The sequence below is a fragment of the Actinomadura hibisca NBRC 15177 genome, from assembly GCF_001552635.1.
GTDB classification, from domain to species: domain Bacteria; phylum Actinomycetota; class Actinomycetes; order Streptosporangiales; family Streptosporangiaceae; genus Spirillospora; species Spirillospora hibisca.
Genome location: NZ_BCRO01000105.1, coordinates 1 through 26360 on the forward strand (window position 1 = coordinate 1; position 26360 = coordinate 26360).

The following is a 26360-nucleotide window of genomic DNA, read 5'->3' on the forward strand; positions in this document are numbered from 1 at the left end:
CCCCGGAACAGCGGAAGGCGCAAAGCGCCTGCCCTGCCTATAAGTGCGTGCTGGGACTCCGTCCCCCGCGGCCCCTGGCAAGGGGCTCTGCCCCCTGCACCCCCGTCATGACGGCTGGGGTCGGCGCGCTCGTGCGGAGCGCGGGCTGAGGTAGCTGGTCACGCGCGGAGCACGGGGTTGGGGTTGTTGTTCGGGTGGGGGTCAGCCTGCTTCTTCGCGCAGGGTCTCGTTCAGCTGGGCTTCTTCCCGCAGCTTGTCCTGCAAGATCTGCAAGCCCGCCAGGCCGTCCACCGACAGGGCCGCCAGTTCGTCCAGGGAGATCAGCGGAGTGTTCCGCAGCGGCGGCTTCCAGCCCTCCGACTCGTCGTAGCTCCGCAGCACCTTCGCCGGGACGCCGCCGATCACCGAGTGGTCCGGGAACTCGCCGCGGACCACCGCGCCGCCCGCCACCGCCACGTTCCGGCCCAGGCGCGTGCCGGGCAGGATGATCGCGCCGGTGCCGATCCAGCAGCCCGAGCCGATCACCACCGGGTTGTTCTCCGGCCACTGGCGGCCCACCGGGGTGGCCAGGTCGGCGTAGGTGTGGTTCTGGTCGGTGATGTAGACGTTCGGGCCGGTGAAGACGTCGTCACCGATCTCGATCGACTGGTGGCCCACGATGTGCGTGCCGCGGCCCAGCGAGCAGCTCTTGCCGATCTTCACGATGGTGTCGGGGCCCAGGTCCAGGCCGGGGACGAAGCCGGCCGAGATCGTCACGTGCGTGCCGACCAGGGTGTGGTCGTCGATCGAGATCCACGGTTCGCCGTAGATGCTGCCCACCGGGAAGCCGATGCAGACCCCCTCGCCCAGGTGGGCGAACCTGCGGTTGCCGGGAGTGTGCGGGGTGATCTCCCCGTGGCGCTGGACCCATTCCCAGCCGCGGTGCACGGCCTTGTGGATCTCGCGGCGGGCCCGGTCCCTCAGCAGGTGCCGTAGCGAAGGGGGTTTCGGCGACATGGCGCCCACGGTACCGGTTGGTAGGGAACGGGCAGGCCGAAGGGCCCGGATCGGTGCCGGGCCCTTCGGTTCCCGTCTTACGAGGAGTGTGCCTTCGTGTCCGACTTCTGCTCGTCGGACTCGTAGATCAGCTCCTGGGTGTTGCTGCGGCGCACCGCCATCAGGCCCGCCACGCCGAGCGCGGCGACGGCCACCATCATGCCCAGCATCGCCTTGCGGCCGCGCTGGGGCGGCGGCTCGGGTTCCACCCGCTGCGCCACGTCGGTCAGGAACGTGCTCACCTGGGGGGCCAGGTCGGCCTCCACGTAGTGGGCGGCGTGCTCCAACCGGGGTGCGCTCCAGCCGCGTGCGGCCAGAGTGCGTTCGGCGGCCACCTCACGCGTGTGCTGGGCTGCCGGGCCGATCCGTTCGGCCGCCAGACCGACGCCGCTCCGGCAGGCCTCGAAGCCCTGCCGGTAGGCATCCTGGGCGCGGCTCAACCGTGAGAGCGCCTCATCCTGCGGCTTGCGACCGATACTCATCTTTAGGGACACGCTAACCTCCCTGTTTGCGAGGTCCTGCCAAGCAGCCTTCCCATCGAGCGGGGGGTAAACCCCAAGTCCACTGACCTGGGGAAACGTTGAACGATAGATCACTCGATGTCGTTCGACGTCAGCCGGGATCAGCTAGAGACGGCCCTCGGTGTCTGCGAAAGTGTCTCCCCTGCCTCCAGCGTTCTGCCAGGTCAGAGCAGTAATAGGTCCCAGTGCCAGCCGGAGATCATATGGCTGGTGCTGGAGATCTTTGTGTGCGCGGAACACCCTCTCCCCGCCACGGAGACAGCGAGTTCCAGCGGGGAGAGGGTGCCGGGCGCCTTAGAACTCCCCTGCTCTATGGCACCCGTCTGGTGGGGACGCGATGGTCACAACGCGGGCCGGCGTTCCTCCAACGCGTCCCCTGTCTATGGAGAGGGTGGAGCGGGGTTGTTGTCGCCTGCCTGCCGTCGCCACTGGGGCCAGAGCGCGACGCAGTCGAGGAAGATCAGATCCACTTCGTCGGCTGCGTCGCGTAGCCCGGCGGCGTGGCCTCGGAGGTAGGCGACTCGGTCGGGGTCGGTCGCGACGGTCTTGGCGGCTTCCTCGTCGTACCGCTTGGCCTTCTTGCAGAGCACGGCGGGGGTGTTCGCCACGGCCGTCATCGCCGCGCGTGCTCCTTTGAGGCGGAAGGCGAACAGGTAGACGGGGCGGTGGGGAGTGTTGACGCTCGGCTTCTGCTTTCCCCAGCCGGGTTGTGCTGCGTTCGCCACCTCGTCCAGTCGCAGGGCCGCGAACCGGTAGGCGTCCACCTCGCCCGACAGGTAGGCGCGCTCCTCCGGTGATTTCGCGTGCTCGGCGCGCTTGTCGTTGGATGCCGCCATGTCGCGCATCTCGTCCGCGCTCTGGACCGCCAGCCGCCACGCGCCCAGCCGACAGGAGACGCGGTCCACCAGCAGCAGCGCGGGGTGGTCCATGTGGCGCGGGCTGAGCCGGAACCTCATTGCGTGATCACCGCCCACACGCACTTGCCGCCCGCGAGCCGGGTGTAGGTGCCCCACTTCGCGGCCATGATCGACAGCATCGCCAGGCCCCGGCCGTCTTCGCTGGTCAGGTCGAACGGTTTGATGGTGGGCAGTTCCTGCGAGGGGTCGAGAACTTCGATCACCTCGCCTTGGGCGCTGCGGTAAACGCGGATGATGATCTTGTCGCCCGGCTGGCAGGCGTGCCGGAAGGCGTTGGTGACCAGCTCGGAGACGGCGGCGATCGCGTCATCGGCGTCCAGGCCGTGACGGGCGAACCAGAAGCCGACGAAATCGCGGGCTTTCTTGATCGCTTCGGGCCTGGCTTCGATCATGAGCGATGACGGCGGGGTGATTCCCTCCGGCGGGCGGAGCTGTTCCTTGGTGATCATGATTCTGCCTCTGCGTTGTTGCTCCCTGTGAAATCTCTGTGACGCACTCCACAATCCCGCAGGCGCGGCGTACGGTACTACGGGACGAGTGCGTTAGCTCCAAAGTTGTACCGGCCGCTACCGATGCCAGTACCGGACGAAGGAGATCACGTTGGCCAGTAAAAAGGTCAGCCCTGAACTTCGCGCCTTCGGCACCGAAGTGAAGACGCTTCGGATTGCGACCGGTATGAGCCAAGACCGGCTTGCTGCGCTGGTCAGCGTCACGCGTGGCTACATTGGCCAAGTCGAGCGGGGCTGGACTCGGTGCCGGAGGGATTTCGCCGAACGGCTGGACACCGCCTTGAAGTCCGGTACCCACCTGCAAGCGACATGGGACGAGTTGATCAGGGGTACGAAATACCCCAAGCACTTTGTGAAGTTCCCGCTGGTCGAAGCCACGGCCGGAATCCTGCGAGCCTACGAAAGCCACCTCGTCTACGGCCTGTTCCAGACGGAGGCGTACGCTACGGCGCTGATTAAGCGGCCGGAAGGCGTAGTCGTCCGAATGGGACGGCAAAAGAAAGTGCTGTCCGCCCCGTGCCCCAAGATATTCGTCGTCATGGAGGAAGGTGTTCTGTGCCGACAGGTGGGGTCGCCTGAGATCATGCGTGAACAATTGGAGTACCTATTGGAAATCTCCTATTGGGATGAGGTATGCCTTCAAATTATCCCCGCAGAGATCTATGTAGAGGAAGCCCGTGCTCCCTTCGGCATCGCCACCCAGGATGACCGTAGTGAGGCCGCCTACCTTGTTAATGCCACGGGTGGGGAGACGACAACGCAGGAAGACCAGTTGGGGGAACTCAGCAAAGGCTTCGCTACACTCCAAGCTATGGCGCTGAACGTGACGGACACGAGAGCGCGCATCAGAAAGGTGCTTGACGAGCGATGGACTTGAACGACGCCCAGTGGCGTAAAGCCTCCCGTAGTTCGGCGCAGGGCGACCAGTGCGTTGAAGTCGCTGCTATTTCTGGCACGGCTGGTATCAGGGATAGCAAGGACCCTCACGGCCCTAAGCTGGTTCTCTCTCCGGAGGCTGTGCGCTCTCTGGTGAATGGCATCAAGAGTCTTTAGGGCAGCAGAGAACGCCTCTCACTCTTCTTGTGAGGGGCGTTTCCTGTCCGTGCGGCTGCCTTGCCTGGGGCGGCTCGTGGCCGGTGAGGCTTGCCAGCGGAAGGTCCACCGCAAGCGGCTCAAGCCCGCGATCAAGGTTGGGGTCGTGGTGATGGGGCAGGCTTCGCGGTCCGGTGTCCGCGGATTGGTTCCGGTGGCCCGGGAAACCCTTGCCTAGCAGGGGGTCGGGACTGGGGACACGCTAACCTCCCTGTTTGCGAGGTCCTGCCGAGCGGCCCTCCCATCGAGCGGGGGGAGCCAACCCTGTGTGCGCGATCACGCCGTCACGCAGGGGGCGGACGTCGGTGCACGAATCCGCAAGCATCCATCCGACGAGGAGGGGGCCGTCGTGGCCAACGAAGTCTTTGCGACCCTGAACACCAACAAGGGCAAGATCGTCGTCCAGCTCTACCCGGAGCAGGCGCCCGAGACCGTGGCCAACTTCGTCGAGCTGGCCGAGGGGACCCGCACCTGGCGGCACCCCGAGACCGGCGAGCAGTCGACCACGCCGCTGTACAACGGCACGATCTTCCACCGCGTCATCCCGGACTTCATGATCCAGGGCGGCGACCCGCTGGGCACCGGCACCGGCGGTCCGGGCTACGAGTTCAAGGACGAGTTCAGCCCGAGCCTGAAGTTCGACAAGCCCTACCTGCTGGCGATGGCCAACGCCGGGCCCGGCACCAACGGCTCGCAGTTCTTCATCACCACCAACGTGGCCCACACCCAGCACCTGACCGGCCGGCACACCATCTTCGGCAAGGTCATCGAGGGCACCGACGTGGTGGACGCCATCTCGGCGGCGCCGACCGGGCGCATGGACCGGCCGGTGGAGGACGTCGTCATCGAGTCGGTGACGATCGAGCGCCGCTGAGCGTTGACAGGGAGACCGACCCCGGACGGAGCCCCGCCATGAGCAACGACCCGGCCACCGAGGCGCCGACCTGTTACCGGCACCCCGGCCAGGAGACCCACGTCCGCTGCACCCGCTGCGACCGGTACATCTGCCCGGACTGCATGCGGGACGCGGCCGTCGGCCACCAGTGCGTCGAGTGCGTTGCCGAGGGCAACCGGGGCGTCCGGCGGGCGCGGACGGTCCGGCCCGGCCGGCCCGTGGTCACCTACACGCTGATCGGGCTGTGCCTGCTCGCGTACGCGGTCGAGGTCGTGTGGCCGCGCGTCGTGGACGAGTTCGCCATGGTCGGCTGGGTCTGGCCGGAAGGCGCCCCGAAGCCGCTCGGGGTCGCCGAGGGCGAGTGGTGGCGGCCGGTCACCTCGATGTTCCTGCACCAGCCGCCCGACGAGGGGTTCGGCCCCGCCCACATCCTGTTCAACATGTGGGCGCTGTGGGCGGTCGGGTCGCAGCTCGAAGTGATCCTGGGCCGCTGGCGGTTCCTCGCGCTGTACATGCTGGCCGGGCTCGGCGGCTCGACGTTGTTGTGCCTGGTGAGCCCGGCCACCGCGGCGATCGGGGCGTCCGGCGCCATCTTCGGCCTGTTCGGGGCGTTCTTCGTCTACAGCCGCAAGCTGGGCGCGCCGATGGGGCCGATCGTGTTCCTGCTGGTGCTGAACCTCATGATCACGTTCGGGGCCGACGGCATCTCCTGGCAGGCCCACATCGGCGGGCTGGTCGTCGGCGGGCTGCTGGCCGCGGTCTTCGCCCACGTCCGGCGCCCGGCCGTGCACGTCGCCGCCTCGGCGCTGACGCTGGTGCTGCTGGTCGGGCTGATGGCGGTCAAGGCCCAGGAGCTGACCTCCGGGGTCGCCTGACGGCCGCCGCGCGTGTCGCGGCGGCCGTCAGGCCGAACACCGGGTTGTGGAAAACCTGGGGAAAGCCGGGGTCGGCGGTCCCCATCATGTGGATAACACCCGTGGATTCGCCGGCCCGGAAAGCGGGTAGGGGCTACCGCCAGCGGGTCGAGAGGATCACCCCGAGGATGATCGAGGTGAACCCGATGCCCAGGTTCCAGTTCCCCAGGTCGGACATCCCCGGCACGTCGGTGCCGGTGCTGGCCGTGACGTAGAAGGTCGCGATCCAGGCCAGCCCGAACAGCCAGAAGAACACCATCAGCGGCACCAGCCAGCGCGGGCTGACCTCCGGTGCCTTGGACTTCTGCGGCGGCGTGTAGACGGCCTTCTTGCGCACTTTGGACTTGGCCACGGTGGGATCGATCTCCTCGGGCGGCTGGCGGCCGGAGCGCCGGTCCGCGCATGGTCGTTTTGTCGGTTAGCGTAGTCGCTGGTGAGCAGCGTACGGCGTCGAACGTGGGGAAGCATCATTCCGGCCCTCACGCTTGTGGCGGGAACCTTGTTCGCGGCGAGCGCGAGCACGGCCCGCGGTACCGACCTGCGCGAGGAGGGCCGCACCCGGCTCACCGAGCTGATCACCGCCGAGCAGCGCCGCACCCGCCGCGAGCGCGCGCACTACCAGGAGCTCCGCCGCGAGGTGGACGGCATCTCCCGCCGGGCCGGGCGGCACGACGAGCGCGTCAAGCGCTCCCAGGCCGGCGCCGACCGGCAGGCCGCCGGCGCCGGGTTCACCCCGCTGGCCGGTTCCGGCGTCCGCGTCACGCTCGACGACGCGCCGCCGCGGCCCGGCGGCCCGCCCCGCGGCGTCGGCCCCGACGACCTGGTCGTGCACCAGGCCGACGTGCAGGCCGTGGTGAACGCGCTGTGGGCCGGCGGTGCTGCCGGAATGCAAATTATGGACCAACGGGTGATCTCCACCAGCGCCGTCCGCTGCGTGGGCAATACCCTGATCCTGCAGGGGGTCGTCTACTCGCCGCCGTTCCGCATCACCGCCGTCGGCGACCCGAGGCGGCTGCGCGCGGCGCTGGACGCCTCCGCCGAGCTGACGCTCTACCGGAAGTACGTGCGCGAGTACGGGCTGGGGTACGCGGTCCGGAGCCTGGACGGGGTCCGGTTGCCCGCCTACACCGGAAACGTGACCATGGACCACGCGACGGTGCCGGCCGGGGCCGCGCCGGGCGGTGCTCCCTGACCGGGAGCGGGCGAGCAAGGGGGTAGGCGCGGTGCGGACGGTCATTCGCGGGCTGGGCGAGCTGTGCATCACCGGCGGCCTGGTCCTGCTGCTGTTCGTCACCTACGAGCTGTGGGGGACCGGCCGCTACACCCAGCAGCAGCAGGACGCGCTCGGCCAGGAGATGATCAAGGAGTGGAAGGCGCCGAAGGTCACCACCGAGAAGGTGAAGCTGGGCAAGGGCCTGGCGATGATCCGCATCCCCCGGTTCGGGCCGAAGTACCGCTTCGTGGTGATCGAGGGCGTGGAACTGGCCGACCTGCGCAAGGGGCCCGGTCACTACCCCGGCAGCGCGCTGCCCGGCCAGGTCGGCAACTTCGTCGTCTCCGGCCACCGCACCACCTACTCGGCCCCCTTCAACCGGGCGGGCGAGCTGCGCCGCGGCGACAAGATCCTGATCGACACGCGCGAGAAGCAGTACGTCTACCAGGTCACCGACCGCAGGGTGGTGCGGCCGTCGACGGTCGAGGTGACCGCGCCGGTGCCGTTCAAGCCCCGCGCGCGCCCCACCGAGCGGCTGATCACGCTGACCACCTGCCACCCCAAGTACTCCGCCGCGCAACGCCTGATCATCTTCGGTGAGCTGACCGGCGAGCTGCCCCGCGCCGCCGCCCCCGCGTCCGGAAAGTAGGAGGTCCCCGTGTACGCCTGGCTCTGGCGCGTCCTGCCGGGAGGCTGGCCGCTCAAGGCCGTGCTGGCCCTCGTGCTGGCCGCCGCGCTCGCCGCGGTCCTGTGGTACCTGGTGTTCCCCTGGCTGGAGCCCAAGGTGCAGTTCGACCACGGCGTCGTCAACGGCACCCCCTCCGCGCCGTCCTCGCCGGGCTGAGCCGGCGGTGCGCGTCCTGGTCGTGGACAACCACGACAGCTTCGTCTTCAACATCGTGCAGTACCTGCGGGAGCTGGACGCCGACTGCGTCGTGAAGGACCGCTCGCAGGTGGCGGTCGCCGACGCCGCCGGAGCGGACGGGGTGCTGCTGAGCCCCGGCCCCGGCCACCCCGCCGACGCGGAGGTCTGCCTCGACCTGGTCCGCGACGCCGACGAGCGCGGCACGCCGCTGCTGGGCGTCTGCCTCGGCCACCAGGTCATCGCGCAGGTGTACGGCGCGGTCGTCGGGCACGCGCCCGACGTCGTGCACGGCTACACCAGCAACGTCCACCACGACGGGCGCGGGGTGTTCGCCGGGCTGCCCGACGGCTTCCCCGCGACCCGCTACCACTCGCTGGCGGTCGACCCCGGGACGGTCGCCGGGCCGCTGGAGATCACCGCGCGTACGTCGGACGGGGTGGTGATGGGGTTGCGGCACCGCGAGCGGCCGATCGAGGGCGTGCAGTTCCACCCCGAGTCGGTGTTGTCGGTCGCGGGTCACGAGCTGCTCGGCAACTGGCTGCTGGCCTGCGCCGCCGCCCGCTGACCCGCCTACGGGCGGCACATGCACCGCTTTGCGGGGAAAAAATCTGGTGAAACCGGTAACACACGGATGCCGGGTTCCGAAGACCATAACGAGGGCTTCCGCCATTGCCCCCGAGTGGCGGAAGCCCTCCTTTCATGCCCGGACGCCGAAGGGCCCGGCCCCCCTGCGGGGACCGGGCCCTTCACGCGTCCGTCATTCGCTCTCCCCCGGCGACGGGCTGCCGGGGCCGCCGGGCGACGGGGGCGCGGGCTTCGGCACGATCAGGATCGTCACCAGCGAGCCCGGCGCGACCGTCGTGCCCTCCTGCGGCGTCACCTGGAAGACCGTCCCGGGCGGGAAGGAGGCGTCCGGGGCCGGCTGCTCGCGCGCGTCGCACTGGAGTTTGAGCTGCCGCAGGCGGGCGCACGCGGCGTCCTTGGGCAGCCGCATCAGCGTCGGCACCTTGACGTCCTGGGCGGCCTCGGCCACGTACACCGTGATGGTGGCGCCCGGCTTGACCTTGCTGCCGCTCTGCGGGTCGGTCTTGAGCACCGTGCCCGGCGAGGCGCTGGTCGAGCTGACCTTGCGGACGGTGAAGCTCAGCCCCTTGGCCTGGAGCTTCTGCTGCGCCTCGGCGAGCGAGTCGCCGACCACGCCGGGCACCGCCACCATCTTCGGCGGGGCCGGACCCCGCGAGACCGTCAGGGTGACCGAGGTGCCGGGCGCGACCTCGGCGTCGGCGGCGGGGTCGGTCTTGATGACCTTGTCCTTGTCCACGTCCTCGTCGAAGGCGCGCTCGACGGTGGGGTTGACCTTCAGCCCCTTGGCCGTCAGCGCCTCGGCGGCCTCCTTCTCCGACATGTCGGCCACCGAGGGGACCGCCACGTTCGCCGGCGTCTTCGGCTTGTCGTCGTCGCCGCCCGACAGCGCCACGCCCACCAGGCCCGCGCCGCCGATCAGCACCACCACCAGCGCGATCCACAGCGCGATCTTCTTGCCGTTGCCGCCGCCGCGGCCGTAGTCGCCCTGCTGATCGTCGTAGCGGACCGGCGGCAGGTCGTAGCCGGTCGGGCCGCCCATCGGGCGCTGCATCTGCGTGTGCTGCGGCTGGGCGCCCATCACCTGGGTGTGCTGGCCCTGCGGGACGCCGCCGCCCATCAGCATCGTCGAGGCGGCGGTGGAGTGCACCTGCTGGCCCTGGAGGACCCGCTGGATCTCCTGCCGGAACTCGGTCGCCGACTGGTAGCGGTGGTCGGCGTCCTTGGCCATCGCCTTCAGCACGATGGCGTCGGCCCACGTCGGGATCTCGTGGTCGACCTGGGACGGCGGGACCGGCTCCTCGCGCACGTGCTGGTAGGCGATCGCCACCGGGGAGTCGCCGGTGAACGGCGGCCTGCCGGTGAGCAGCTCGTACAGCAGGCAGCCGGTGGAGTAGATGTCGCTGCGCGCGTCGACGCGCTCGCCGCGCGCCTGCTCGGGCGACAGGTACTGGGCGGTGCCGATGACCTGCGCGGTCTGGGTCATGGTGGAGGCGGCGTCGTGCATCGCGCGGGCGATGCCGAAGTCCATCACCTTGACGTCGTGGTTGCGGGTCAACATGATGTTGGCCGGCTTGATGTCGCGGTGCACGATCTGGCCGCGGTGGCTGTAGTCCAGCGCCCGCAGGATGCCGTCGGTGATCTCCAGCGCCTTCTCCGGCCGCAGCGCGCGGTTCTCCCGCAGCAGGTCGCGCAGCGTGCTGCCGTCCACGTACTCCATGACGATGTACGGGATCTGGCTGTCGCCGATGGTGTCCTCGCCGGTGTCGTACACCGCGACGACCGACGGGTGGTTCAGCGAGGCGGCCGACTGGGCCTCCCGCCGGAACCGGGCCTGGAAGGTGGGGTCGCGGGCCAGGTCCGACCGCAGGGTCTTGATCGCGACGATGCGGTCCAGGCGCAGGTCCCGGGCACGGTAGACCTCGGCCATGCCGCCGCGCCCGATGACCGAATCGAGCTCGTAGCGGCCGCCGAGCAGCCGAGGTTGACTCATATGTGCACTTTCCCTCGTACCTCTACACCTTGTCCTGCGAACCCGGTCCCCCGCCGCGGGCGGGCGGGCGGGCCGGATCCGAAGGCGGCGGGGCCGTGGTGCGCCCCGCCGGAGTGGGTGTCGTTGGTGCCGGGGCGGTGGCAGTCGCCCTGGTCGGTTTGCTGGTTGCCTTCGCTGAAGGGGACGCGCCGGAGGAGTCCGGCGTTGACGCGCGCTCCGGGGCCGTCCGGCGTCCTCGCGCGGGCGGCGGCCCGGTGCCGAGGGTATCCGGAGCCGGGTCGCCGTCAAATTCCGGCAAAACGGACATGAAGCGGGACGGGGCCGCCGCAGCGGCCCGTCCCGGGACGTGCGCGGCCTCGCCCGGACCACCGGTCGCCGGCCGCTCGCACGGCCGGGACCGGTCGCCGCAGGCGGGGCCGGGTCTCACTTCTTCAGCACCTGCCTCATCACCTCGCCGGCGATCGGGCCGGCGTTGGCGCCACCGCTCTCGGGGCCCTCGGTGACCACCGCGAACGCGTAGCGCGGCTTCTCCATCGGCGCGAACCCGACGAACCAGCGCGCGTTGGGGTTGCCCTCGCCCTGCTCGGCGGTGCCGGTCTTGCCCGCGATCCCGTACTGGGCCAGGCTCTTGCCGGTGCCCTCGGTGACCACCGCGCGCATCATGTCGGCGAGCTGGTCGGCGGTGTCGGCCTTCATCGCCTGCGCGTACTCCTGCGCCCGCGCCCGGTACAGCTCGCTCTGGTCCTTGGCGCGGGCCCGCTCCACCAGGTACGGCTTCATGATCTTGCCCTTGTTGGCGGTGGCCGCCGCGACCATCGCCATCTGCAGCGGGGTGGCGCGCACGTTCTCCTGGCCGATGCCCGAGCGGGCGGTGCCGTCGCGGCCGGTGCGGATCTTCTTCTTGGTCGCCGGGTCGAAGTACTCGACCGGCACGTCGCTCTCGGCGGGCTGCACGTCCGGCTCGATCTCGAACTTGCGGTTGAAGCCGAACTTGGTGGCGCCCGCGTTGAGCTTGTCGATGCCCATCTCCAGCGCCAGCTTGCCGAAGGTGGTGTTGCAGGACTCGGCGAACGCGCCGCGCAGCGTGGCGGTGCCGCCGCACTGGCCGGTGTCGTGGGAGTTGGGCAGCGCCTTGTTGGACTCGGGCAGGACGAGCTGCCCGGTCGACACCTGGCTCTGGCTGTTGATCGCGCCGCCGTCCATCGCGATCGCCGAGGTGACGATCTTGAAGGAGGAGCCGGGCGGGAAGGTCTGGCTCATCGCGTTGTCGATCAGCGGCTTGATCACGCCGGTCTGGGCGTCCAGCGCCTCCAGCCGCTTGCCGCCGGTCAGCCCGGTCTGCGGCGCGACCTCGTTGGGGTCGAAGGAGGGGAAGGAGGCCAGCACCTGCACCGCGCCGGTCCTGATGTCGATCACCGCGACGCCGCCGCGGCGGCCCTGGGAGGTCTGCGCCTTGAGCCGCCGGTAGGCGGTCTCCTGCGCGGCGGTGTTCAGCGTCAGCTCCAGGTCGGCGCCCTCGGGCTTCTTGCCGATGAAGGTGTCGAACCAGCGCTGGTGGGTGATGCGCTTGTCGGTGCCGCCGAGCAGCGAGTTGTAGGCCATCTCGACCTTGGACGCGCCGCCGTTGAAGTACCCGGTGATCGGCGAGTACAGCAGCCCGTCCTTGTAGGTGCGCCCGTACTTGGGGTTGCTCTTGCCGGTGGGGAACGACTTGACCAGCACCTGCCCGTCGGCGGTGATCTGGCCGCGCGGGTTGTTGAACACCTCGGAGAAGCGGCGGGTGTTCAACGGGTCGGTGCGCAGGCTCTCGGCCTCGCTGCCCTGGACGTAGTTGACCTGGGCCATCAGTCCGAAGAACAGCAGCAGCCCGAAGATCGCGACGCGCCGGATCGGCTTGTCCATGTTCATGTTGCCTCCCTCCGGTCGGCGCCGAGCGAGCCCGAGGAGGTGCGTTCTTCCCTCGTCGCGTGCTCGCTCCTTCGTCGCTCCGCGCGCTCCTCAGTCCAGAACGCACCGGCTCGCTCGGTGTTCATTCGGGGGAAGTCACCTCGTACTCACGATCTGGGTCATGCCCTCGTCCTGGATCGCCTGGGGGGCGGGCTTGCGGGCGTCGTGGCTCATCCGGACCAGGATGGCGATCAGGATCCAGTTGGCCATCAGCGACGAGCCGCCCTGGGACAGGAACGGCGTCGTCAGACCGGTCAGCGGGATCAGCTTGGTGACCCCGCCGACGATCACGAAGACCTGGAGCGCCAGCACGAACGACACCCCGCCGGCGAACAACTTCAGGAACGGGTCCCGGGCCGCCACGGCGGTCTTCATGCCGCGCTGCACGATCAGCGCGTAGATGAGCAGCAGCACCATCAGGCCGGTCAGGCCCAGCTCCTCGCCCAGCGAGTCGAAGATGAAGTCGCTGAACGACAGCGGGATGATCCACGGCTTGCCCTGGCCGAGCCCGGTGCCGAGCACCCCGCCCTGGCCGAGCGCGAACAGGCCGTGCATCAGCTGGGCGCTGTCGGCGTACTTGCCCTTCAGCTCGTTGGTGCAGGCGTACCAGCCCGGGGCGATGGCCCGGGTGTTCTTGGCCCGCGCCGCGTTGCCCTGGCTCTCGTACTGCTTGGCCTTCTGCTCCAGGATGATCTGGTTCTTCTTGAAGATGGCGGTGTTGGGGTTGACCGGCTCGACTTTGCCGCTGGCCATCATGCAGCCGCCGTCGAAGTACGGCTCGGGGTGCTGCCAGATGCTGATGCGCTGGTTCACGTGGCCCATGAACGGCAGCAGCGTGGCGACGAAGATGCCCACCGCCAGCAGCCCGATGCCGATCATCACCCACGACACGCGCTGGGTGGCGATGTAGAGCATCGACACGAACAGCCCGAAGTACAGCAGCGCGGTGCCCAGGTCCTTCTGGATGAACAACACGCCCAGGCAGAAGATCCAGATGACCATGATCGGGCCCAGGTCGCGGGCGCGCGGCAGGCTGATCGGGCCGATCTTCTTGCCGATCAGCGACATCGCCTGCCGCTTGTTGACCAGGTACCCGGCGAAGAACACCACCAGCAGCAGCTTGGCGAACTCGCCCGGCTGCACCGAGAAGCCGCCGATCGCGATCCAGACCTTGGCGCCGTTGATCTCGCGGCCGACGCCCGGCACCACCGGCAGCAGCAGCAGGATGATCGCGCCGAGGCCGATCAGGTAGGTGTAGCGCTGGGCGGTCTTGGGGGTGAACGACAGCGGCGCGTCCGACCGGTTGGTGTCGCGCATGATCAGGACGGCGGCCACGAACAGCGCGATGCCGACGAAGGTCCACATCAGCTGGCCGGGCGCGTCGGCGGCGTCCTCGAAGGCCTTGCCCGACGACAGCGCCGCCTGCTTGCCGCGGCTGGTGTCCAGGTCCAGGCGGTAGATCATCGCCAGGCCGATGCCGTTCAGCGCCACCGCCAGCGGCAGCAGCACCGGGTCGGCGTAGGGCGCGAACTTCGCCTGCACGAAGTAGGCCGCGAACGCCAGCACCGCGAGGCCGCCGCCGTACAGCGGCAGGCCGAGCGGCAGCCGGCCGTCGCGGGCCAGGCCGACCTCGGCGAACGCCGACAACGTCAGCACCATCGCGAAGATCAGCAGGGCGAGGGAGGCCGCGCCGCGCCGGTTGTAGGGGAGCTGCGCGCGGATCTGGTCGCCGATCGAACTCATCTAGGACTTCCCTCCCGCCGGGCAGTCCTGGTCGGCGGCCTCGCCCTTCTTGCAGGCGTCGCGGTGCTGCTCCAGGGTGCGCAGCGCGTTCTCGGCGGCGGGCTTGCCGATGAACGCCAGGGTCCCGCCGCGGACGGCCGTCTGGTCCTTGCCGGGCAGCTCGGCGATCGCGATCGCGCTGTCGGTGATCTTCACCGGCTTGCCGCAGTCGCGCTGGCCCGCGCCCTTGATGATGACCACCCGCCCGCGCTCCTCGGCGAGGGTGTGCTTGCAGACCTGCTTCTCCAGGTCGGTGACGCCGCTCGCGCCCTTGACCGAGTAGGTCTCGCGGACCTTGGCCTGGGTGGTCTGCGGCAGGTCGGCGACCGGGATCGGGGTCTTCGGCTGCTGGCCGGCGGCGGCCTTGCGGGACAGGTCGAGGCCCGGCACCTTCTGGTTGGTGCCGCGGAACAGCACGACCTGGCCCTTCTCCTCGCCGATGTAGTAGCCGTCGCGGATGTTCTGCAACGTCACGAAGCCGACGGCGGCGATCCCGACGATCGCCACCCCGGCGAAGCCGATCAGCCACGCCCAGCGGCGCATCCCGCCCCCGCCGCGCCGGGCCGGGCGGCGGCCGCGCCGCCCCTCGGGCTGCGGCATGGTGGTGTTCGGGCCGCCCATCGGGGGGCCGTCCACCGGCTGGTTCATGGGCATGGGCGCGGGCGGCGGCATCTCGTCCACCGCGACCGGCGGTTGCGGCATCGTGTCGCGCAGCTGCGCGGCGCGCCCGGCCGGGGTGTCGGCGGCGGCGCCCGGTCCGCCCGGCCCGCCGCCGGAGCCGCCCGGCAGGTCGGGCGGCGCGGCGTTGGCCGCCGCGCCCACCGCGTGGCCCGCGCCCGGCTGCCGGGGCGGCTGCTGGCCGAGCTCCACCACGTCGGCCACCACGCAGGTGATGTTGTCCGGGCCGCCGCCCCGGTTGGCCAGGTCGATGAGCTGGCGCACCGCCTGCTCGGGCTCGGCGGTGTCGGTCAGCACCTGGAAGATCGTCTCGGCGGTGACCACGCCGGACAGGCCGTCGGAGCAGAGCAGGTAGCGGTCGCCGGCCTGGGCCTCGCGCAGCGACAGGTCGGGGTCGACCTCGCCGCGGCCGTCCAGGGCGCGCAGCAGCAGCGAGCGCTGCGGGTGCGAGGCGGCCTCGTCCGGGCTGATCCGGCCCTCGTCCACCAGCGACTGCACCAGCGTGTGGTCGTGGGTGATCTGGAACAGGCTGCCGTCGCGCAGCAGGTAGGCGCGCGAGTCGCCGATGTGCACCAGCGCGACCTGGTTGCCCGCCCAGAGCATGGCCGTCAGCGTGGTGCCCATGCCCTGGAGCGCCGGGTCGGACTCCACGATGCGGTGCAGGTTGTCGTTGGCGGTGCGGACCGTGTGCTCCAGCGCCGCCAGCAGCTCGGTCGCCGGCAGGTCCTTGTCGAGCTTGCGCAGCGCGTCGATCGCGGCCGCGCTGGCGATCTCGCCGCCGACGTGGCCGCCCATGCCGTCGGCCACCGCCAGCAGGTAGGAGCCCGCGTAGGCCGAGTCCTCGTTCCCCTCGCGCAGCATGCCCACGTCGGACCGCGCGGCGTATCGGATTCCGAGGCTCATTTGCGCAACTCGATCACGGTCTTGCCGATGCGGACCGGCACGCCCGGCGGGATCGGCATGGGCCGGGTGACCTTGGTGCGACCGAGGTAGGTCCCGTTGGTGGAGCCGAGGTCCTCCACGATCCACTGGCCGTCCTGCGCGTAGATGCGGGCATGGCGGCTGGAGGCGTAGTCGTCGGTCACCACGAGCGTGGCGTCGCCCGCCCGGCCGATGGTGACGGGCATCCCGGTCAGGTCGATGACGGTGCCGGCCCGCTCGCCCTGGACGACGACCAGCTTGGTCGGGGCGTTGCCGCCGTGCTGCGGCCGCGGCGGTTTGGGCTGCCGGGACGCCTTGGCCGGCCGCGGCGGCGCGGCCGCCCGGTCGGCGGCCCGCGCCGCGGCCTTCGAGCCGAACAGGTCGGCCCGGATCACGCCGACGGCGGCGATGACGAAGAGCCAGAGCACCGCGAGGAACGCCAGCTTGATCAGCGTGAGGGTGAATTCGGACATCGGAGTCGGGGTTACTCCCTATCGCGGCGGAAGACCAGGGTTGTCCGCCCCATCGTGACCCGCGACCCGTCCACCAGCGTCACCCGCCGGATCGGTTGGCCGTTCACGAAGGAGCCGTTGGTTGACCCTAGATCCACGAGGACGATTTCGGGACCTTCTACGCGGATCTCGGCATGGTGCCGTGACACGCCCGGGTCAACGAGCCGCAGGTCGCAGTCGGTACCGCGGCCCAGCAGCGTCACCGGAGTGTTGATCTCATATGTGCGCTGGGTGGTGTCGGACCCCTCCACGGCGGTGGTGACCAGCAGCCGCGGATGGCCCCCGAAGGCGCCGCCCCGCGCGCCCTGCGGCACGTCGCTCACCGGCTGGCGGATCTCGCCGCCCTCCACCGTGGACCCCCGGATCACGCCGGACCGGATCCGGAACATGCCCGTGGCCAGGTCGCCCGCGTTCTCGAAGCGCACCCGCACCGGCCCCACGAAGGAGTACCCCTGCTCCTTCGCGTACTCCCGGGCCAGATTCGCGAGCTCCTGGCTCAGGCTGTCGGCGTAGACCTGCAACCGCTGCCCGTCCTGCTGCGAGATCTCGACCACGAAGTCGTTGGGCACGAGCGTGCGGCCCTGCGCCACGATGGCGGCTCGGTCGTCCATCTCGCGCTGCACAGCACTGGCCACCTCGACCGGCTGCAGCTCAGACTTGAAGGCCCTGGCGAAGGCTCCTTCGACCATGCCTTCGAGCCTTCGCTCGAAGCGCTGAATGACGCCCACGGGCACCTCCCTTCCCCACTGGTAGACGATCGTATCGGTGCGAAGGTTCGCGAGCAGTATCCGAGTTCCTCTCCACCCCTTCGACCGTGCTAATCTCTTCGAGCACCCGGAAACGGGGCGACACCCGGGGCGGGTGGCGGAACGGCAGACGCGCACGGTTCAGGTCCGTGTGTCCGAAAGGACGTGAGGGTTCAAATCCCTCCTCGCCCACTTCAGAGTCAGGGGCGGCGTGCTCACGGAAAGCGTGAGCCGTCGCCTCTTTCGTTGTGTTGGCCCAGGGGGGCGACCCCCTGGAACCCCCGATGTGGGGGGCTTCGCCCCCCACGCCCCCCACCGGGTGCGAGGTCTTCCTTGGCGGGAAGCTTGGGGTCTTCCGGTTGGTTCTCTGTGCTTCGCCTTCCTTGTCCTTGGCCTGCGAGGTCTTCCTGAGCGCATCCAGGTCGGGGGCGGTCAGGGGTGATTTGTGTGAGGCCGGACACATTCGCCACGGGTCGGGGCGCGGAGGCATGCCTCTACTGTCTCCCGCGGGGTATCCCCGCGTCCATATTCGGCGACGGCAGGTGCGCGGCGCGAGCGTCGTACGGTCGTCCCCAGGGCCGCCAGTGCCAGCGGAGCCAGTAGGTAGAGGCCGCACGACAGCAGTACCGCGCCGGTGAAGAGCGTTCCCACTTGGGCCAGCAGGCGGGCCTTGCCCTCCAGGAGCCTGGTCGCGGCGGCCATCCCGACCACGGTGACGGCCGCCAGGCAGGCGGCTGTGGCGCGCATCAGTGAGTCCAGCCCGATGTCTGTGGCCAGGGCGATGGTGATGAGTGGCGCGCTGAGGGCCGCCAGGAGCAGCAGGCTGCGGTGCGGCACCTGGCCCGGGTCGCCGCCCTTCGCGATGGGGCGGGGCAGGGCGCCGTTCCGGGCCAGTGCCGCGCCGAGGCGGGAACCCCCGGCAACGTAGGTGTTCATCGCGACGAAGCTCAGCACCACGGCCGCGGCTGCTGTGGCCGCTTTGGCGAACGGGCCGATGCCTTCCTCCATCAGCAGGCCCAGCGGCACCGGTGACGTCGCCGCGCGGTCGCCGAGCACGCCGGTGACCGTCACCGCGAGGGCCAGGTAGAGGACGCCGACGATGAGCAGTGTCAGCGCCGTTGCTCTTGGCAGCAGCCGCCTGGGGTCGGCGAAGTCGGCCGACAGGTGGCTGGCGGCCTCCCAGCCGACGAAGGCGAAGAACAGCACCCCGGCGGCGTGCGCGACGCCCTGGACGCCGTGCGGCGCGAAGGGGGTGAAGTTCGCCGCCTGCACGTGCCGCCCGGCGGCCAGGATCGCGATCACCAGCAGGGCGGTCAGCGCCGTCACCAGGACCAGCTGCACCCGTCCCGACAGGCGCAGGCCCGCGTGGTTGGCGGCGAACGCGGCGACCAGGAGCCCGGTCGCCACCGCCGCCGCACCCGGACGGCCCCAGCCCGTCGCCGAGGCCACGTAGTCGCCGCCGATCAGCGCGCCCGCCGGGACGCCCACCGGCACCGCGCCGAAGAACCACCAGCCGACGATCCGTTCCGCCCGGGGGCCGAACGCGCGGGCCGCGAACGCCGCGACGCCGCCCGCGTCCGGGAAACGGGCGCCGAGCGCGGCGAACGTGAAGGCCACCGGCACGCTCAGCGCCAGCAGCGCGGCCCAGGCCACGATCGCGGCGGGCCCGGCCGCCGCGGCGGCCAGGTGGGGCAGGGCCAGCACGCCCGGCCCGAGCACCGCGCCCACGAACAGCGCGGTGCCCTGCCCGAGTCCCAGGCCGGGCCGGGCGGCTTCCACGGGAACGCTCAACGGACTCCTCCAAGGTCGATATGGGACCTTGAAAGTAGGCAGTTGAGCGGCTTGGGTGCCGCTTCTCCGAACGCATGGCCGGAATCGAGGCGATAATCCGGCCCATGGACGAACTAGATGCGGAGATCGTTCGGCTTCTCCAAACGGATGCCCGGCTCTCCAACCGGGAGCTGGCCCGGCGGCTCGGCGTCGCGCCCTCGACCTGCCTGGAGCGGGTGCGCGCGCTCGCCCGGCGCGGCGTCATCCGCGGCTACCACGCCGACATCGACCTCCAGGCGCTGGGCCGCGGCGTGCAGGCGCTGGTGTCGTTGCAGGTCCGGCCGCTCAGCCGCACGGTGATCGACCGGATCCAGGGCGACGTGGCGGGCATGCCGGAGGTGCTCAGCGTCTTCGTGGTGGCGGGCGGCGACGACCTGGTGCTGCACGTGGCCGTCCCCGACCTGGACCACCTGCACGCCTTCCTGCTGGAGCGGCTGAGCCGCCGGCCGGAGATCGGCGGCTTCCGCACCTCGGTGATCTTCCAGCACGTGCGCAGCACCGTCCTGGAGCGGCTCGGCGACCCGGCCTGACGGCGTCACGCGGGGGTGGTGTTCGCGATCATCTTCTGGAGCACGGCCAGGGCGGCGGTGTACTCCTCGTCGCTGATGCCCGCGTGGATGCGGTCCCGGATGGCCGGGGCGTGCCGCTTGACGCGGGTCCGGGCGGCCTCGCCCGCCTCGGTGATCCACAGGCGGTCGTCGCCGTCCAACCGCAGCAGCCCCCGGGCCAGCAGGTCGTGCGATTCGAGCTGCACGTCGTCCTCGGGCAGCAGGTAGTCGCTCATCGCCTCGACCAGTTCGTCCACCGTCCGGCCCTGGCCGTCGGGGGAAAGGTCCTGCCGGGACAGGTTGCGCAGGATCCAGTACTGGGGCTGGGTCAGTCCCAGTTCGACGATCTGGGCGCGGATGAAGGTGATGGTCCGGCGGTGCGCCTCGCCGGACCAGTAGCCGATGGGCTGGCTCGCGTCGGTCATGGTCGCTCCTTTTCGTTGGGAACGCCAACGCTAGAACCTCAAGATTGGTCGAGGTCAAGGTCGCCGGATTCGCCTGCAACCGGGACGGCGGGGGTGGGGTTCGGAGGGGTGAGATCGTCCCCCTAAGAAAGAAGGAACCCCGTGGACCTGCAACTGACCGGACGCGTCGCCATCGTCACCGGCGCCTCCAAGGGCATGGGCCTCGCCGTCGTCCGGACCCTGCTGGAGGAGGGCGCGAAGGTCGCCGCCGTCTCCCGGAAGTCCTCGCCGGAGCTGGACGCGCTGGCCGGACCCGGCCTGCTGCACGTGCCGGCCGACCTGATGGACCCGGCCGCGCCCGCGCTGGTCGTGGAGCGCGCCGTGGAGACGTTCGGCGCGCTCGACATCCTGGTCAACAACGCCGGGGGCCCGCCGCCCGGGGCGAAGCTGCCCCGGTTCGGGTTCACGACGCTGGCCGACGACGACTGGCGCGAGATGTTCGAGTTCAACCTGTTCGCCCCGGTGCGGCTGGTCCGCGCCGCGCTGCCGCACCTGCTGGCGAGCGACGCCGCCGCGATCGTGAACGTCTCCAGCGGCAACGCCCGCCAGCCCGGCCCGATGAACTACGACTACAACGCCGCCAAGGCGGGGCTGAACAACCTCACCAAGGGGTTGTCGGAGGAGTACGGGCCGCAGGGCGTGCGGGTCAACACCGTCTCGCCGGGCCCGGTGCGCACCGCCTGGTGGACCGAGGAGGGCGGCGCGGCCGACGTGCTGGCGGGCGCGACCGGCGCGGACCGGGACGCGGTGCTGGACACCGTCGCGCCGCAGATGATGAACCTGGTCACCGGGCGGCTGGCCGAGCCGCAGGAGGTGGCCGACGCCATCGTGCTGCTGGTCTCGCCGCGGTCGGGGAGCACCACCGGGGCCGAGTTCGTGGTGGACGGCGGCTTCCTCAAGGGGCTATGAGTTCCGTTTCTGGTTTATAGAAAAACCATCTGTTGGACTTCTGATGTCGTGGTTGCGAGGGTGGAGGTGATCGAGAGAACGCGGACGAGAGGAGACCGCCATGACGCTCCACGACGTGCAGGGACCGGTGCTCCGGCCCGGAACCGAGGAGTACGACGCCGAGCGGACCGGCTTCCAGCTCGCCGGGCCGCACCGCCCCGAAGTGATCGTGGGCGCGGTGGACGCCGCCGACGTGCGGGCCGCCGTCGCCCACGCCGCCGCGCACCGGCTGCCCGTGGCCGTCCAGGCGACCGGCCACGGGCTGCCGCGCGGCGCGGCGGGCGGGATGTTGATCAGCACCCGCCGGATGACCGGGATCACCGTCGATCCGGCCGCGCGCACGGCCCGCGTCGAGGCGGGCGTGCTGGGCCGCGACCTGGTGGCGGCCGCCGCCGAGCATGGGCTGGCCCCGCTCAACGGGTCCGCGCCGACCGTGGGCGCGGTCTCCTACATGCTCGGCGGCGGGATCGGGCTGCTCGCCCGGACCCACGGGTTCGCCGCCGACCACGTGCGGGCCGTGGAGGTCGTCACCGCCGACGGCCGCCTGCGGACCGTCGACGCCGGGTCCGACCCGGACCTGTTCTGGGCGCTGCGGGGCGGGCGCGCCAACTTCGGCGTGGTGACGGCGCTGGAGATCGACCTGCTGCCGGTGTCGCGGATCTACGGCGGCGGCCTCTACTTCGACACCGAGCACGTCCCCGCCGTGCTGGAGGCGTACCGGGAGTGGACCGGCGCGGTGCCGGACGAGATGACCTCGTCGGTGGCGCTGGTGCCGTTCCCCGATCTGCCGCACCTGCCCGAGCCGCTGCGCGGACGGCACGCCGCGCACGTCCGGATCATCTACGCGGGGGACGCGGCCGCCGGGAGGCGGCTGGTCGCGCCGCTGCGCGCGGTGGCCGACCGCCTGATCGACACCGTCGGGGACATGCCGTACGCCGACAACGCCACGATCCACAACGAACCGCCCACGCCGATGGGTTACCACAGCGACCACGCCCTGGTCAGCGCGCTGACGCCGGAGATCCTGGCGGCGCTGCGCGGCACCGTCGGCGAGCGGATCATCACCGAGGTGCGGCACCTCGGCGGCGCGCTGGCCAAGCCCCCGGCCGTGCCGAACGCGGTCGGGCACCGGGACGCGCAGTTCCTGGTGGGCGTGTTGTCGCCGCTGCCGCCCGGCACCGGCGTCGCGGGCGTGCGGCCCCGGCACGCGGAGATCATGGACGCGCTGGCGCCGTGGGACGTGGGCCGCAGCCTCAACTTCCTCTACGGCGACAACGCGGGCGAGGAGCAGGTGCGGCTGGCCTACGAGCCCGACGACCACCAGCGGCTGGCCGAGCTGAAGGCCGTCCACGACCCCGACGACCTGTTCCGGCTCAACCACCACATCTCCCCCGCGTCCTGACCAGCGCGAAGCCCCCGTGAGGATCTCCTCACGGGGGCTTCGTCCGCGCTCAGGCGGCCTCGTCCTGCCAGATCCTGCTGTTGAGGTCGGTGCCGCGGATCACCTGCACGCGCCAGGGCTCCAGCTTCAGCACGTGCAGCTTGGGGTCGTCCACGCCCGTCCAGAACTGGCCGAGGTCGTAGCCCGCGCCGCGCGGGCTGGTGCGGCGGTACAGCTCCCACACGTGCCGCCGCGTCGCCAGGTCGTCCAGGTCCACCCAGGTCGCCACGGTGTCCACCGACGCGGCGTTCTGCCGGGGCGTCCAGTAGGAGAAGGTGGCGTGCGGGTTGTTGGCGAGGTGGGCCTCCTTGACCGGCGTCCGGTAGGTGGCCAGCCAGCCCACCGGCTTGCCGTCCATCACCTCCCAGACCGGGATCAGCACTCTCGCGCGCGGCCGGTGCTTCTTGTCGACGGTGGTCATGGTCGCGTAGACGATGGTGCCGACGTAGGTGTCGAACTGCTCGCGGATGGCGGCGAAGTCGCGCACTTTGGTGGCCATGAGGGGTCTCCTTCGAGGTCAGGCCGTGGCCTGGACGGGCTCGGGGGTCTCGGCGACGGCCGCGGCGGGGCGGGTGCGGATGCCGAAGACGGTGACCGCGGCTCCCAGGGCGGCGGCGACGACGGGCACCAGCAGCGCGGTGTGCAACGCGTCCAGCCCGGGGCCTCCGGCGGCGACGTACACGGCGGTGACCGCCGAGACGCCGAGCGCCATCCCGAACTGCATCGCGGTGTACAGCAGGCCGCCCGCCAGGCCGTGCTCATCCTCGGCCACGCCCTCGGTCGCGGCGATCGTGAGCGGCCCGTACACCAGCGCGAACCCGACGCCGACCAGCAGCACCGTCGGCAACATCAGCGTGTAGGCCCAGCCCAGGCCGACCGGCAGGAACAGCACGTAGGCGAGGGTCGCCGACACCATCCCGCCGAAGATCACCTTGACGTTGCCGAAGCGCTGCACCAGCCGGGGCGTGAGCGTCGGGGCCAGGATCGCGTCCAGGCCCATCACCGCCATGGCGAGGCCGGTCTGCATGGTGCTCCAGCCGCGCAGCTCCTGGAAGTAGAGCGTGGCGAGGAACTGGAAGCCCGCGAACGCGACCATGAACAGCAGCGCGCCGAGGTTGGTGCGCACCAGCGGGCCCGAGCGCAGGATGCCGAGCCGCACCAGCGGGGCGGGCGCGCGCCGTTCGGCCCACACGAACAGGGCGAGCAGCAGCAGGCCCGCGGCGAACACCGCGGCGGTCAGGCCCGTCCCGTCACCGGCGTGCTCCAGCCGCACCACGCCGTAGACCAGCAGCAACATCGCGCCGGTGACGCTGAGGGTGCCGAGCAGGTCGAAGCTCTCGCGGGCGGCGGGACGGGCGCCGGTGTCGCGCAGCAGCGGGATCGCGGCGGCCAGGATCAGCGCCGACATGATGACCGGCGCGAAGAACACCCACCGCCAGCCGAACGAGGTCAGCACGCCGCCGACGACCATGCCGAGCGAGAAGCCGCCCGCGCCGACCCCGGCGTAGACCAGCAGCGCCTTGTTGCGCACCGGGCCCTCGGCGAAGCCGGAGGTGATCAGCGAGAGGCCCGCCGGGGCCATGAACGCCGCCGCCACGCCCGTCACGAACCGCGCGGTCAGCAACATCCAGCCCTCGGTGGCGAACCCGCCGAGCCCGGAGAACAGCAGGAACACCGTCAGCCAGAACAGGAACATCCGGCGGCGGCCCAGCAGGTCCGACGCGCGCCCGCCCAGCAGCATGAAGCCGCCGTAGCCCAGCACGTAGGCCGACACGACCCCGCTCAGCACGCCGGTGGACAGGCCGAGGTCGGCGCGGATGGAGGGCAGCGCGACGTTCAGCATCGCGACGTCGATGCCCTCAAGGAAGATCGCTCCGCAGAGCACCAGCAGCACGCTCCAGGCGCGCCCGGACATCGTGGTGATCACGCCGGGCGGCGATGCCGGCGGGGGTGTTTCGGACACGGGGGACTCCTCGTCGCAGACCGGTTATCGAAGAGGGCGTCGGTTCCCTCTTGTTACCGGCCTCATCCTGCGGCACCATCTCTGAGCATGGAAGACGGCACTTTGAAGTCCCCCGGTACCCGCTGTGATACCGGCGCCGACCACGGCTTCGACGTCGCGAACTGGGACGTCCGCGAGGGCTGCGAGGTCCGGCAGATCCTGGACCGGGTCGCCGACAAGTGGTCGCTGCTGGTCATCGCGCTGCTGGACCAGCGCAGCCTGCGGTTCACCGAGCTGAAGCGGCTGATCGACGGGGTCAGCCAGCGCATGCTCACCCGCACCCTGCGGCACCTGGAGCGCGACGGCCTCGTCAAGCGCACCGTCCATCCGGTGGTCCCGCCCCGGGTGGACTACGAGCTGACGCCGCTGGGCGTCAGCCTGCACGCCACCATCAAGGCCCTGGTCACCTGGACCGAGGACCACCAGCAGGAGATCGCCGCCGCCCGCGCGGACTACGACCTGCGGGCGGCGGCGGAAGAGGAGGCGGCGGCGGTCTGAGCCGGTCCGGTCAGGAGGCCTCCTTCGCGCGGGCGGTGCGGCGGGCCAGCAGCAGGGCGGGCGCCAGGGCCAGCGCCACCAGGACGATCGCCCAGACGTAGGTGCCCTGGAAGGCGTCGGCCAGCTCGGGGCCCCGCGCCGCGCGCTCGGCGGGCGTCAGGTCCCGCACCGCGTGCGACCCGCCGGGCAGCCGCGCGGCCAGCACCACCGACATCACCGCCATGCCGATCGCCGAGACGGTGGTGGTGACCATGCTGACGGTGGTGCTCCCGGCCGCCGCCTGCCCGGCCGCCAGCCGCCGGGTCGCGGCGGTCATCGCGGGCATCATCGTCGAGCCGCCGCCCGCGCCGATCAGCAACATCGCGCCCAGCAGCCCCCAGTACGGGCCGTCGGCCGACAGTTGCAGGGTGAACAGCGTGAACCCGGTCGCGGCGGTCAGCACGCCGCCGACCACGATCCGGCCCGGCCCGATCCTGTCGACGAAACGACCGGTGACCTGCATCGCGGTGCCCGACGCCAGCGCGAACGGCACGCCCAGCAGGCCCGCCATCGTCGCGCTCTCCCCGCGCGCCACCTGGAAGTACAGCGGCTGGAGGATCATCGTGCCGGCGTAGCCGGTGGCGAACAGCGCCAGCGTGCCGGCCGCCGCCGCGAACGCGCGGTCGCGGAACAGCCCCAGGTCGATCAGCGGGTGCCGGGCGGTCAGCGCCCGCGCCACGAACGCCGCGACCAGCGCCGCCCCGCCCAGCATCGGCGCCAGCACCCCGGCCGAGCCGAAGTCGCCGCGCTCGCCGCCCGCCGTCACGCCGTAGATCAGCGCGGCCAGGCCCGGTGACAGCAGCAGCAGGCCGAGCACGTCCAGCGGTCGCCGCTCGGGCTCGCCGTCGCGCGGGAACAGCCGCGCGGCCAGCACCACGACGGCCGCGCTGACCGGCACGTTGACGAAGAACATCCAGCGCCAGGACACCTCGTCGACCAGGTAGCCGCCCAGCACCGGCCCGGCCAGCGGGCCGACCAGGATGGCCAGGCCCAGCGTGCTCATCAGCCGGCCGAGCCGGTCGGGCCCGGCGGCGCGGATCAGGATGGTCATGCCGATCGGCATCACCATGCCGCCGCTGAAGCCCTGCACGATCCGGAAGGCGATCAGCGAGGGCAGGTTCCAGGCGAACCCGGCCAGCACCGAGCCCACCGCGAACAGCGCGATGGCCAGCAGGTACAGGCGGCGGGCCCCGAAGCGGCCGATCGCCCAGGCGGTGCCGGGGATGACCGCGCCGAGCGCCAGCGAGTAGCCGGTGGCCACCCACTGGATCGACGACAGGGAGGCGTCGAAGTCCTGCGCGAGCCGGTGCAGGGCGACGTTGACGATGGTGGTGTCCAGCGTGGTCATGATCGAGCCCAGGACGAGGACCAGGGCGATGGTCATGGGGCTGGTCACGGGGGCGGGCGGCGGCGCGGCCTGCGCGCGCGGTGCGGCGGCGGTGGTCATCGGGGTCTCCAGAGGGGGCGG

The 26360-nt window shown here is 70.9% G+C and carries 28 protein-coding genes and 1 tRNA gene; 13 read left to right on the top strand and 16 right to left on the bottom strand.

Annotated elements, in window-relative coordinates; translation table 11 throughout:
- Positions 1-201: 201 nt before the first annotated feature.
- From AH6_RS36675 to AH6_RS36690, 4 genes are all read right to left on the bottom strand, one after another.
- Positions 202-996: an acyltransferase gene (locus AH6_RS36675; RefSeq protein ID WP_067489681.1), complete on the bottom strand. Its 795-nt coding sequence runs from the start codon at positions 994-996 to the stop codon at positions 202-204.
- Positions 997-1073: 77 nt separating this feature from the next.
- Positions 1074-1517, bottom strand: coding sequence for a hypothetical protein (locus AH6_RS36680; protein WP_157431941.1), 444 nt, complete (start codon positions 1515-1517; stop codon positions 1074-1076).
- A 419-nt stretch (positions 1518-1936) separates the two neighbouring features.
- Complete coding sequence (locus AH6_RS36685; protein ID WP_157431942.1) at positions 1937-2512, bottom strand: hypothetical protein; 576 nt, start codon at positions 2510-2512, stop codon at positions 1937-1939.
- Positions 2509-2922, bottom strand: a complete 414-nt coding sequence (locus AH6_RS36690; RefSeq protein ID WP_067489687.1) for an ATP-binding protein — start codon at positions 2920-2922, stop codon at positions 2509-2511. The genes AH6_RS36685 and AH6_RS36690 overlap by 4 nt, the downstream gene beginning before the upstream one ends.
- Positions 2923-3073: 151 nt before the next feature.
- Here AH6_RS36690 and AH6_RS36695 point away from each other — a divergent pair, with 151 nt between their 5' ends.
- The 4 genes from AH6_RS36695 to AH6_RS36705 all read left to right on the top strand — a co-directional run bounded on the left by AH6_RS36695 (position 3074) and on the right by AH6_RS36705 (position 5844).
- Entirely contained in the window at positions 3074-3859 is a 786-nt protein-coding gene (locus AH6_RS36695; RefSeq protein ID WP_157431943.1) for a helix-turn-helix domain-containing protein, read from the top strand.
- Positions 3850-4035 (top strand): DUF397 domain-containing protein, encoded by a 186-nt coding sequence (locus AH6_RS43140; RefSeq protein ID WP_083983825.1) that lies wholly within the window; start codon positions 3850-3852, stop codon positions 4033-4035. The genes AH6_RS36695 and AH6_RS43140 overlap by 10 nt, the downstream gene beginning before the upstream one ends.
- Positions 4036-4423: 388 nt before the next feature.
- Positions 4424-4948 (top strand): peptidylprolyl isomerase, encoded by a 525-nt coding sequence (locus AH6_RS36700; RefSeq protein ID WP_067489692.1) that lies wholly within the window; start codon positions 4424-4426, stop codon positions 4946-4948.
- A 38-nt stretch (positions 4949-4986) separates the two neighbouring features.
- The gene (locus AH6_RS36705; RefSeq protein WP_067489695.1) at positions 4987-5844 is read left to right on the top strand and encodes a rhomboid family intramembrane serine protease; all 858 of its coding nucleotides are present in this window, start codon (positions 4987-4989) and stop codon (positions 5842-5844) included.
- Positions 5845-5977: 133 nt separating this feature from the next.
- Here the strand turns inward: AH6_RS36705 and AH6_RS36710 are convergent, their stop codons facing one another.
- Entirely contained in the window at positions 5978-6235 is a 258-nt protein-coding gene (locus tag AH6_RS36710; RefSeq protein WP_067489698.1) for a cell division protein CrgA, read from the bottom strand.
- Positions 6236-6382: 147 nt separating this feature from the next.
- On the opposite strand from AH6_RS36710, the gene AH6_RS36715 reads away from it, so the two are divergent.
- The 4 genes from AH6_RS36715 to AH6_RS36730 are packed head-to-tail and all read left to right on the top strand — an operon-like array spanning position 6383 to position 8526.
- On the top strand, positions 6383-7075 hold the full coding sequence (locus AH6_RS36715; protein WP_245679629.1) for a DUF881 domain-containing protein: 693 nt from the start codon (positions 6383-6385) through the stop codon (positions 7073-7075).
- 31 nt (positions 7076-7106) lie between these two features.
- Complete coding sequence (locus AH6_RS36720; RefSeq protein WP_067489703.1) at positions 7107-7745, top strand: class E sortase; 639 nt, start codon at positions 7107-7109, stop codon at positions 7743-7745.
- A gap of 9 nt (positions 7746-7754) precedes the next feature.
- Positions 7755-7940 carry a hypothetical protein gene (locus AH6_RS36725; RefSeq protein ID WP_067489706.1) on the top strand — a complete coding sequence of 62 codons (186 nt, stop codon included), beginning with the start codon at positions 7755-7757 and terminating at the stop codon, positions 7938-7940.
- Positions 7941-7947: 7 nt separating this feature from the next.
- Positions 7948-8526 (top strand): anthranilate synthase component II, encoded by a 579-nt coding sequence (locus AH6_RS36730; protein ID WP_067489709.1) that lies wholly within the window; start codon positions 7948-7950, stop codon positions 8524-8526.
- A 192-nt stretch (positions 8527-8718) separates the two neighbouring features.
- Here AH6_RS36730 and pknB read toward each other — a convergent pair whose 3' ends face one another.
- The 6 genes from pknB to AH6_RS36760 all read right to left on the bottom strand — a co-directional run bounded on the left by pknB (position 8719) and on the right by AH6_RS36760 (position 17104).
- Positions 8719-10536 (bottom strand): Stk1 family PASTA domain-containing Ser/Thr kinase, encoded by a 1818-nt coding sequence (gene pknB, locus AH6_RS36735; protein ID WP_067489712.1) that lies wholly within the window; start codon positions 10534-10536, stop codon positions 8719-8721.
- A 423-nt stretch (positions 10537-10959) separates the two neighbouring features.
- Positions 10960-12444, bottom strand: coding sequence for a peptidoglycan D,D-transpeptidase FtsI family protein (locus AH6_RS36740; protein ID WP_083983827.1), 1485 nt, complete (start codon positions 12442-12444; stop codon positions 10960-10962).
- A 135-nt stretch (positions 12445-12579) separates the two neighbouring features.
- On the bottom strand, positions 12580-14226 hold the full coding sequence (locus tag AH6_RS36745) for an FtsW/RodA/SpoVE family cell cycle protein (protein ID WP_067489715.1): 1647 nt from the start codon (positions 14224-14226) through the stop codon (positions 12580-12582).
- On the bottom strand, positions 14227-15846 hold the full coding sequence (locus AH6_RS36750) for a Stp1/IreP family PP2C-type Ser/Thr phosphatase (protein WP_083983828.1): 1620 nt from the start codon (positions 15844-15846) through the stop codon (positions 14227-14229).
- Positions 15843-16337 carry an FHA domain-containing protein FhaB/FipA gene (locus tag AH6_RS36755; RefSeq protein WP_067489720.1) on the bottom strand — a complete coding sequence of 165 codons (495 nt, stop codon included), beginning with the start codon at positions 16335-16337 and terminating at the stop codon, positions 15843-15845. Before AH6_RS36755 ends, AH6_RS36750 begins: the two co-directional genes overlap by 4 nt.
- An 11-nt stretch (positions 16338-16348) precedes the next feature.
- Positions 16349-17104 (bottom strand): FHA domain-containing protein, encoded by a 756-nt coding sequence (locus tag AH6_RS36760; protein ID WP_067489723.1) that lies wholly within the window; start codon positions 17102-17104, stop codon positions 16349-16351.
- 127 nt (positions 17105-17231) lie between these two features.
- Here AH6_RS36760 and AH6_RS36765 point away from each other — a divergent pair.
- Positions 17232-17314: transfer RNA gene (locus AH6_RS36765), tRNA-Leu, on the top strand.
- Positions 17315-17554: 240 nt separating this feature from the next.
- On the opposite strand, the gene AH6_RS36770 is transcribed toward AH6_RS36765, so the two are convergent.
- Positions 17555-18913, bottom strand: coding sequence for an amino acid permease (locus AH6_RS36770; RefSeq protein WP_218006017.1), 1359 nt, complete (start codon positions 18911-18913; stop codon positions 17555-17557).
- Between the two features lie 104 nt (positions 18914-19017).
- On the opposite strand from AH6_RS36770, the gene AH6_RS36775 reads away from it, so the two are divergent.
- A complete protein-coding gene (locus tag AH6_RS36775; RefSeq protein ID WP_067489729.1) occupies positions 19018-19482 on the top strand; it encodes an Lrp/AsnC family transcriptional regulator in 465 nt (154 codons plus the stop codon).
- A gap of 5 nt (positions 19483-19487) precedes the next feature.
- Here the strand turns inward: AH6_RS36775 and AH6_RS36780 are convergent, their stop codons facing one another.
- On the bottom strand, positions 19488-19925 hold the full coding sequence (locus AH6_RS36780) for a MarR family winged helix-turn-helix transcriptional regulator (RefSeq protein WP_067489732.1): 438 nt from the start codon (positions 19923-19925) through the stop codon (positions 19488-19490).
- 141 nt (positions 19926-20066) lie between these two features.
- Here AH6_RS36780 and AH6_RS36785 point away from each other — a divergent pair, with 141 nt between their 5' ends.
- Together AH6_RS36785 and AH6_RS36790 are read left to right on the top strand one after the other, a co-directional pair.
- Positions 20067-20873 (top strand): SDR family NAD(P)-dependent oxidoreductase, encoded by an 807-nt coding sequence (locus AH6_RS36785; protein ID WP_067489735.1) that lies wholly within the window; start codon positions 20067-20069, stop codon positions 20871-20873.
- A gap of 100 nt (positions 20874-20973) precedes the next feature.
- A complete protein-coding gene (locus AH6_RS36790; protein ID WP_067489738.1) occupies positions 20974-22314 on the top strand; it encodes an FAD-binding oxidoreductase in 1341 nt (446 codons plus the stop codon).
- Between the two features lie 49 nt (positions 22315-22363).
- Here the strand turns inward: AH6_RS36790 and AH6_RS36795 are convergent, their stop codons facing one another.
- On the bottom strand, positions 22364-22852 hold the full coding sequence (locus AH6_RS36795) for a pyridoxamine 5'-phosphate oxidase family protein (RefSeq protein ID WP_067489742.1): 489 nt from the start codon (positions 22850-22852) through the stop codon (positions 22364-22366).
- A gap of 18 nt (positions 22853-22870) precedes the next feature.
- Positions 22871-24316, bottom strand: coding sequence for an MFS transporter (locus AH6_RS36800; protein ID WP_245679630.1), 1446 nt, complete (start codon positions 24314-24316; stop codon positions 22871-22873).
- Positions 24317-24403: 87 nt separating this feature from the next.
- On the opposite strand from AH6_RS36800, the gene AH6_RS36805 reads away from it, so the two are divergent.
- A complete protein-coding gene (locus tag AH6_RS36805; protein WP_067489745.1) occupies positions 24404-24853 on the top strand; it encodes a winged helix-turn-helix transcriptional regulator in 450 nt (149 codons plus the stop codon).
- A gap of 10 nt (positions 24854-24863) precedes the next feature.
- Here the strand turns inward: AH6_RS36805 and AH6_RS36810 are convergent, their stop codons facing one another.
- Positions 24864-26339, bottom strand: a complete 1476-nt coding sequence (locus tag AH6_RS36810) for a DHA2 family efflux MFS transporter permease subunit (RefSeq protein ID WP_067489748.1) — start codon at positions 26337-26339, stop codon at positions 24864-24866.
- Positions 26340-26360: the final 21 nt, after the last annotated feature.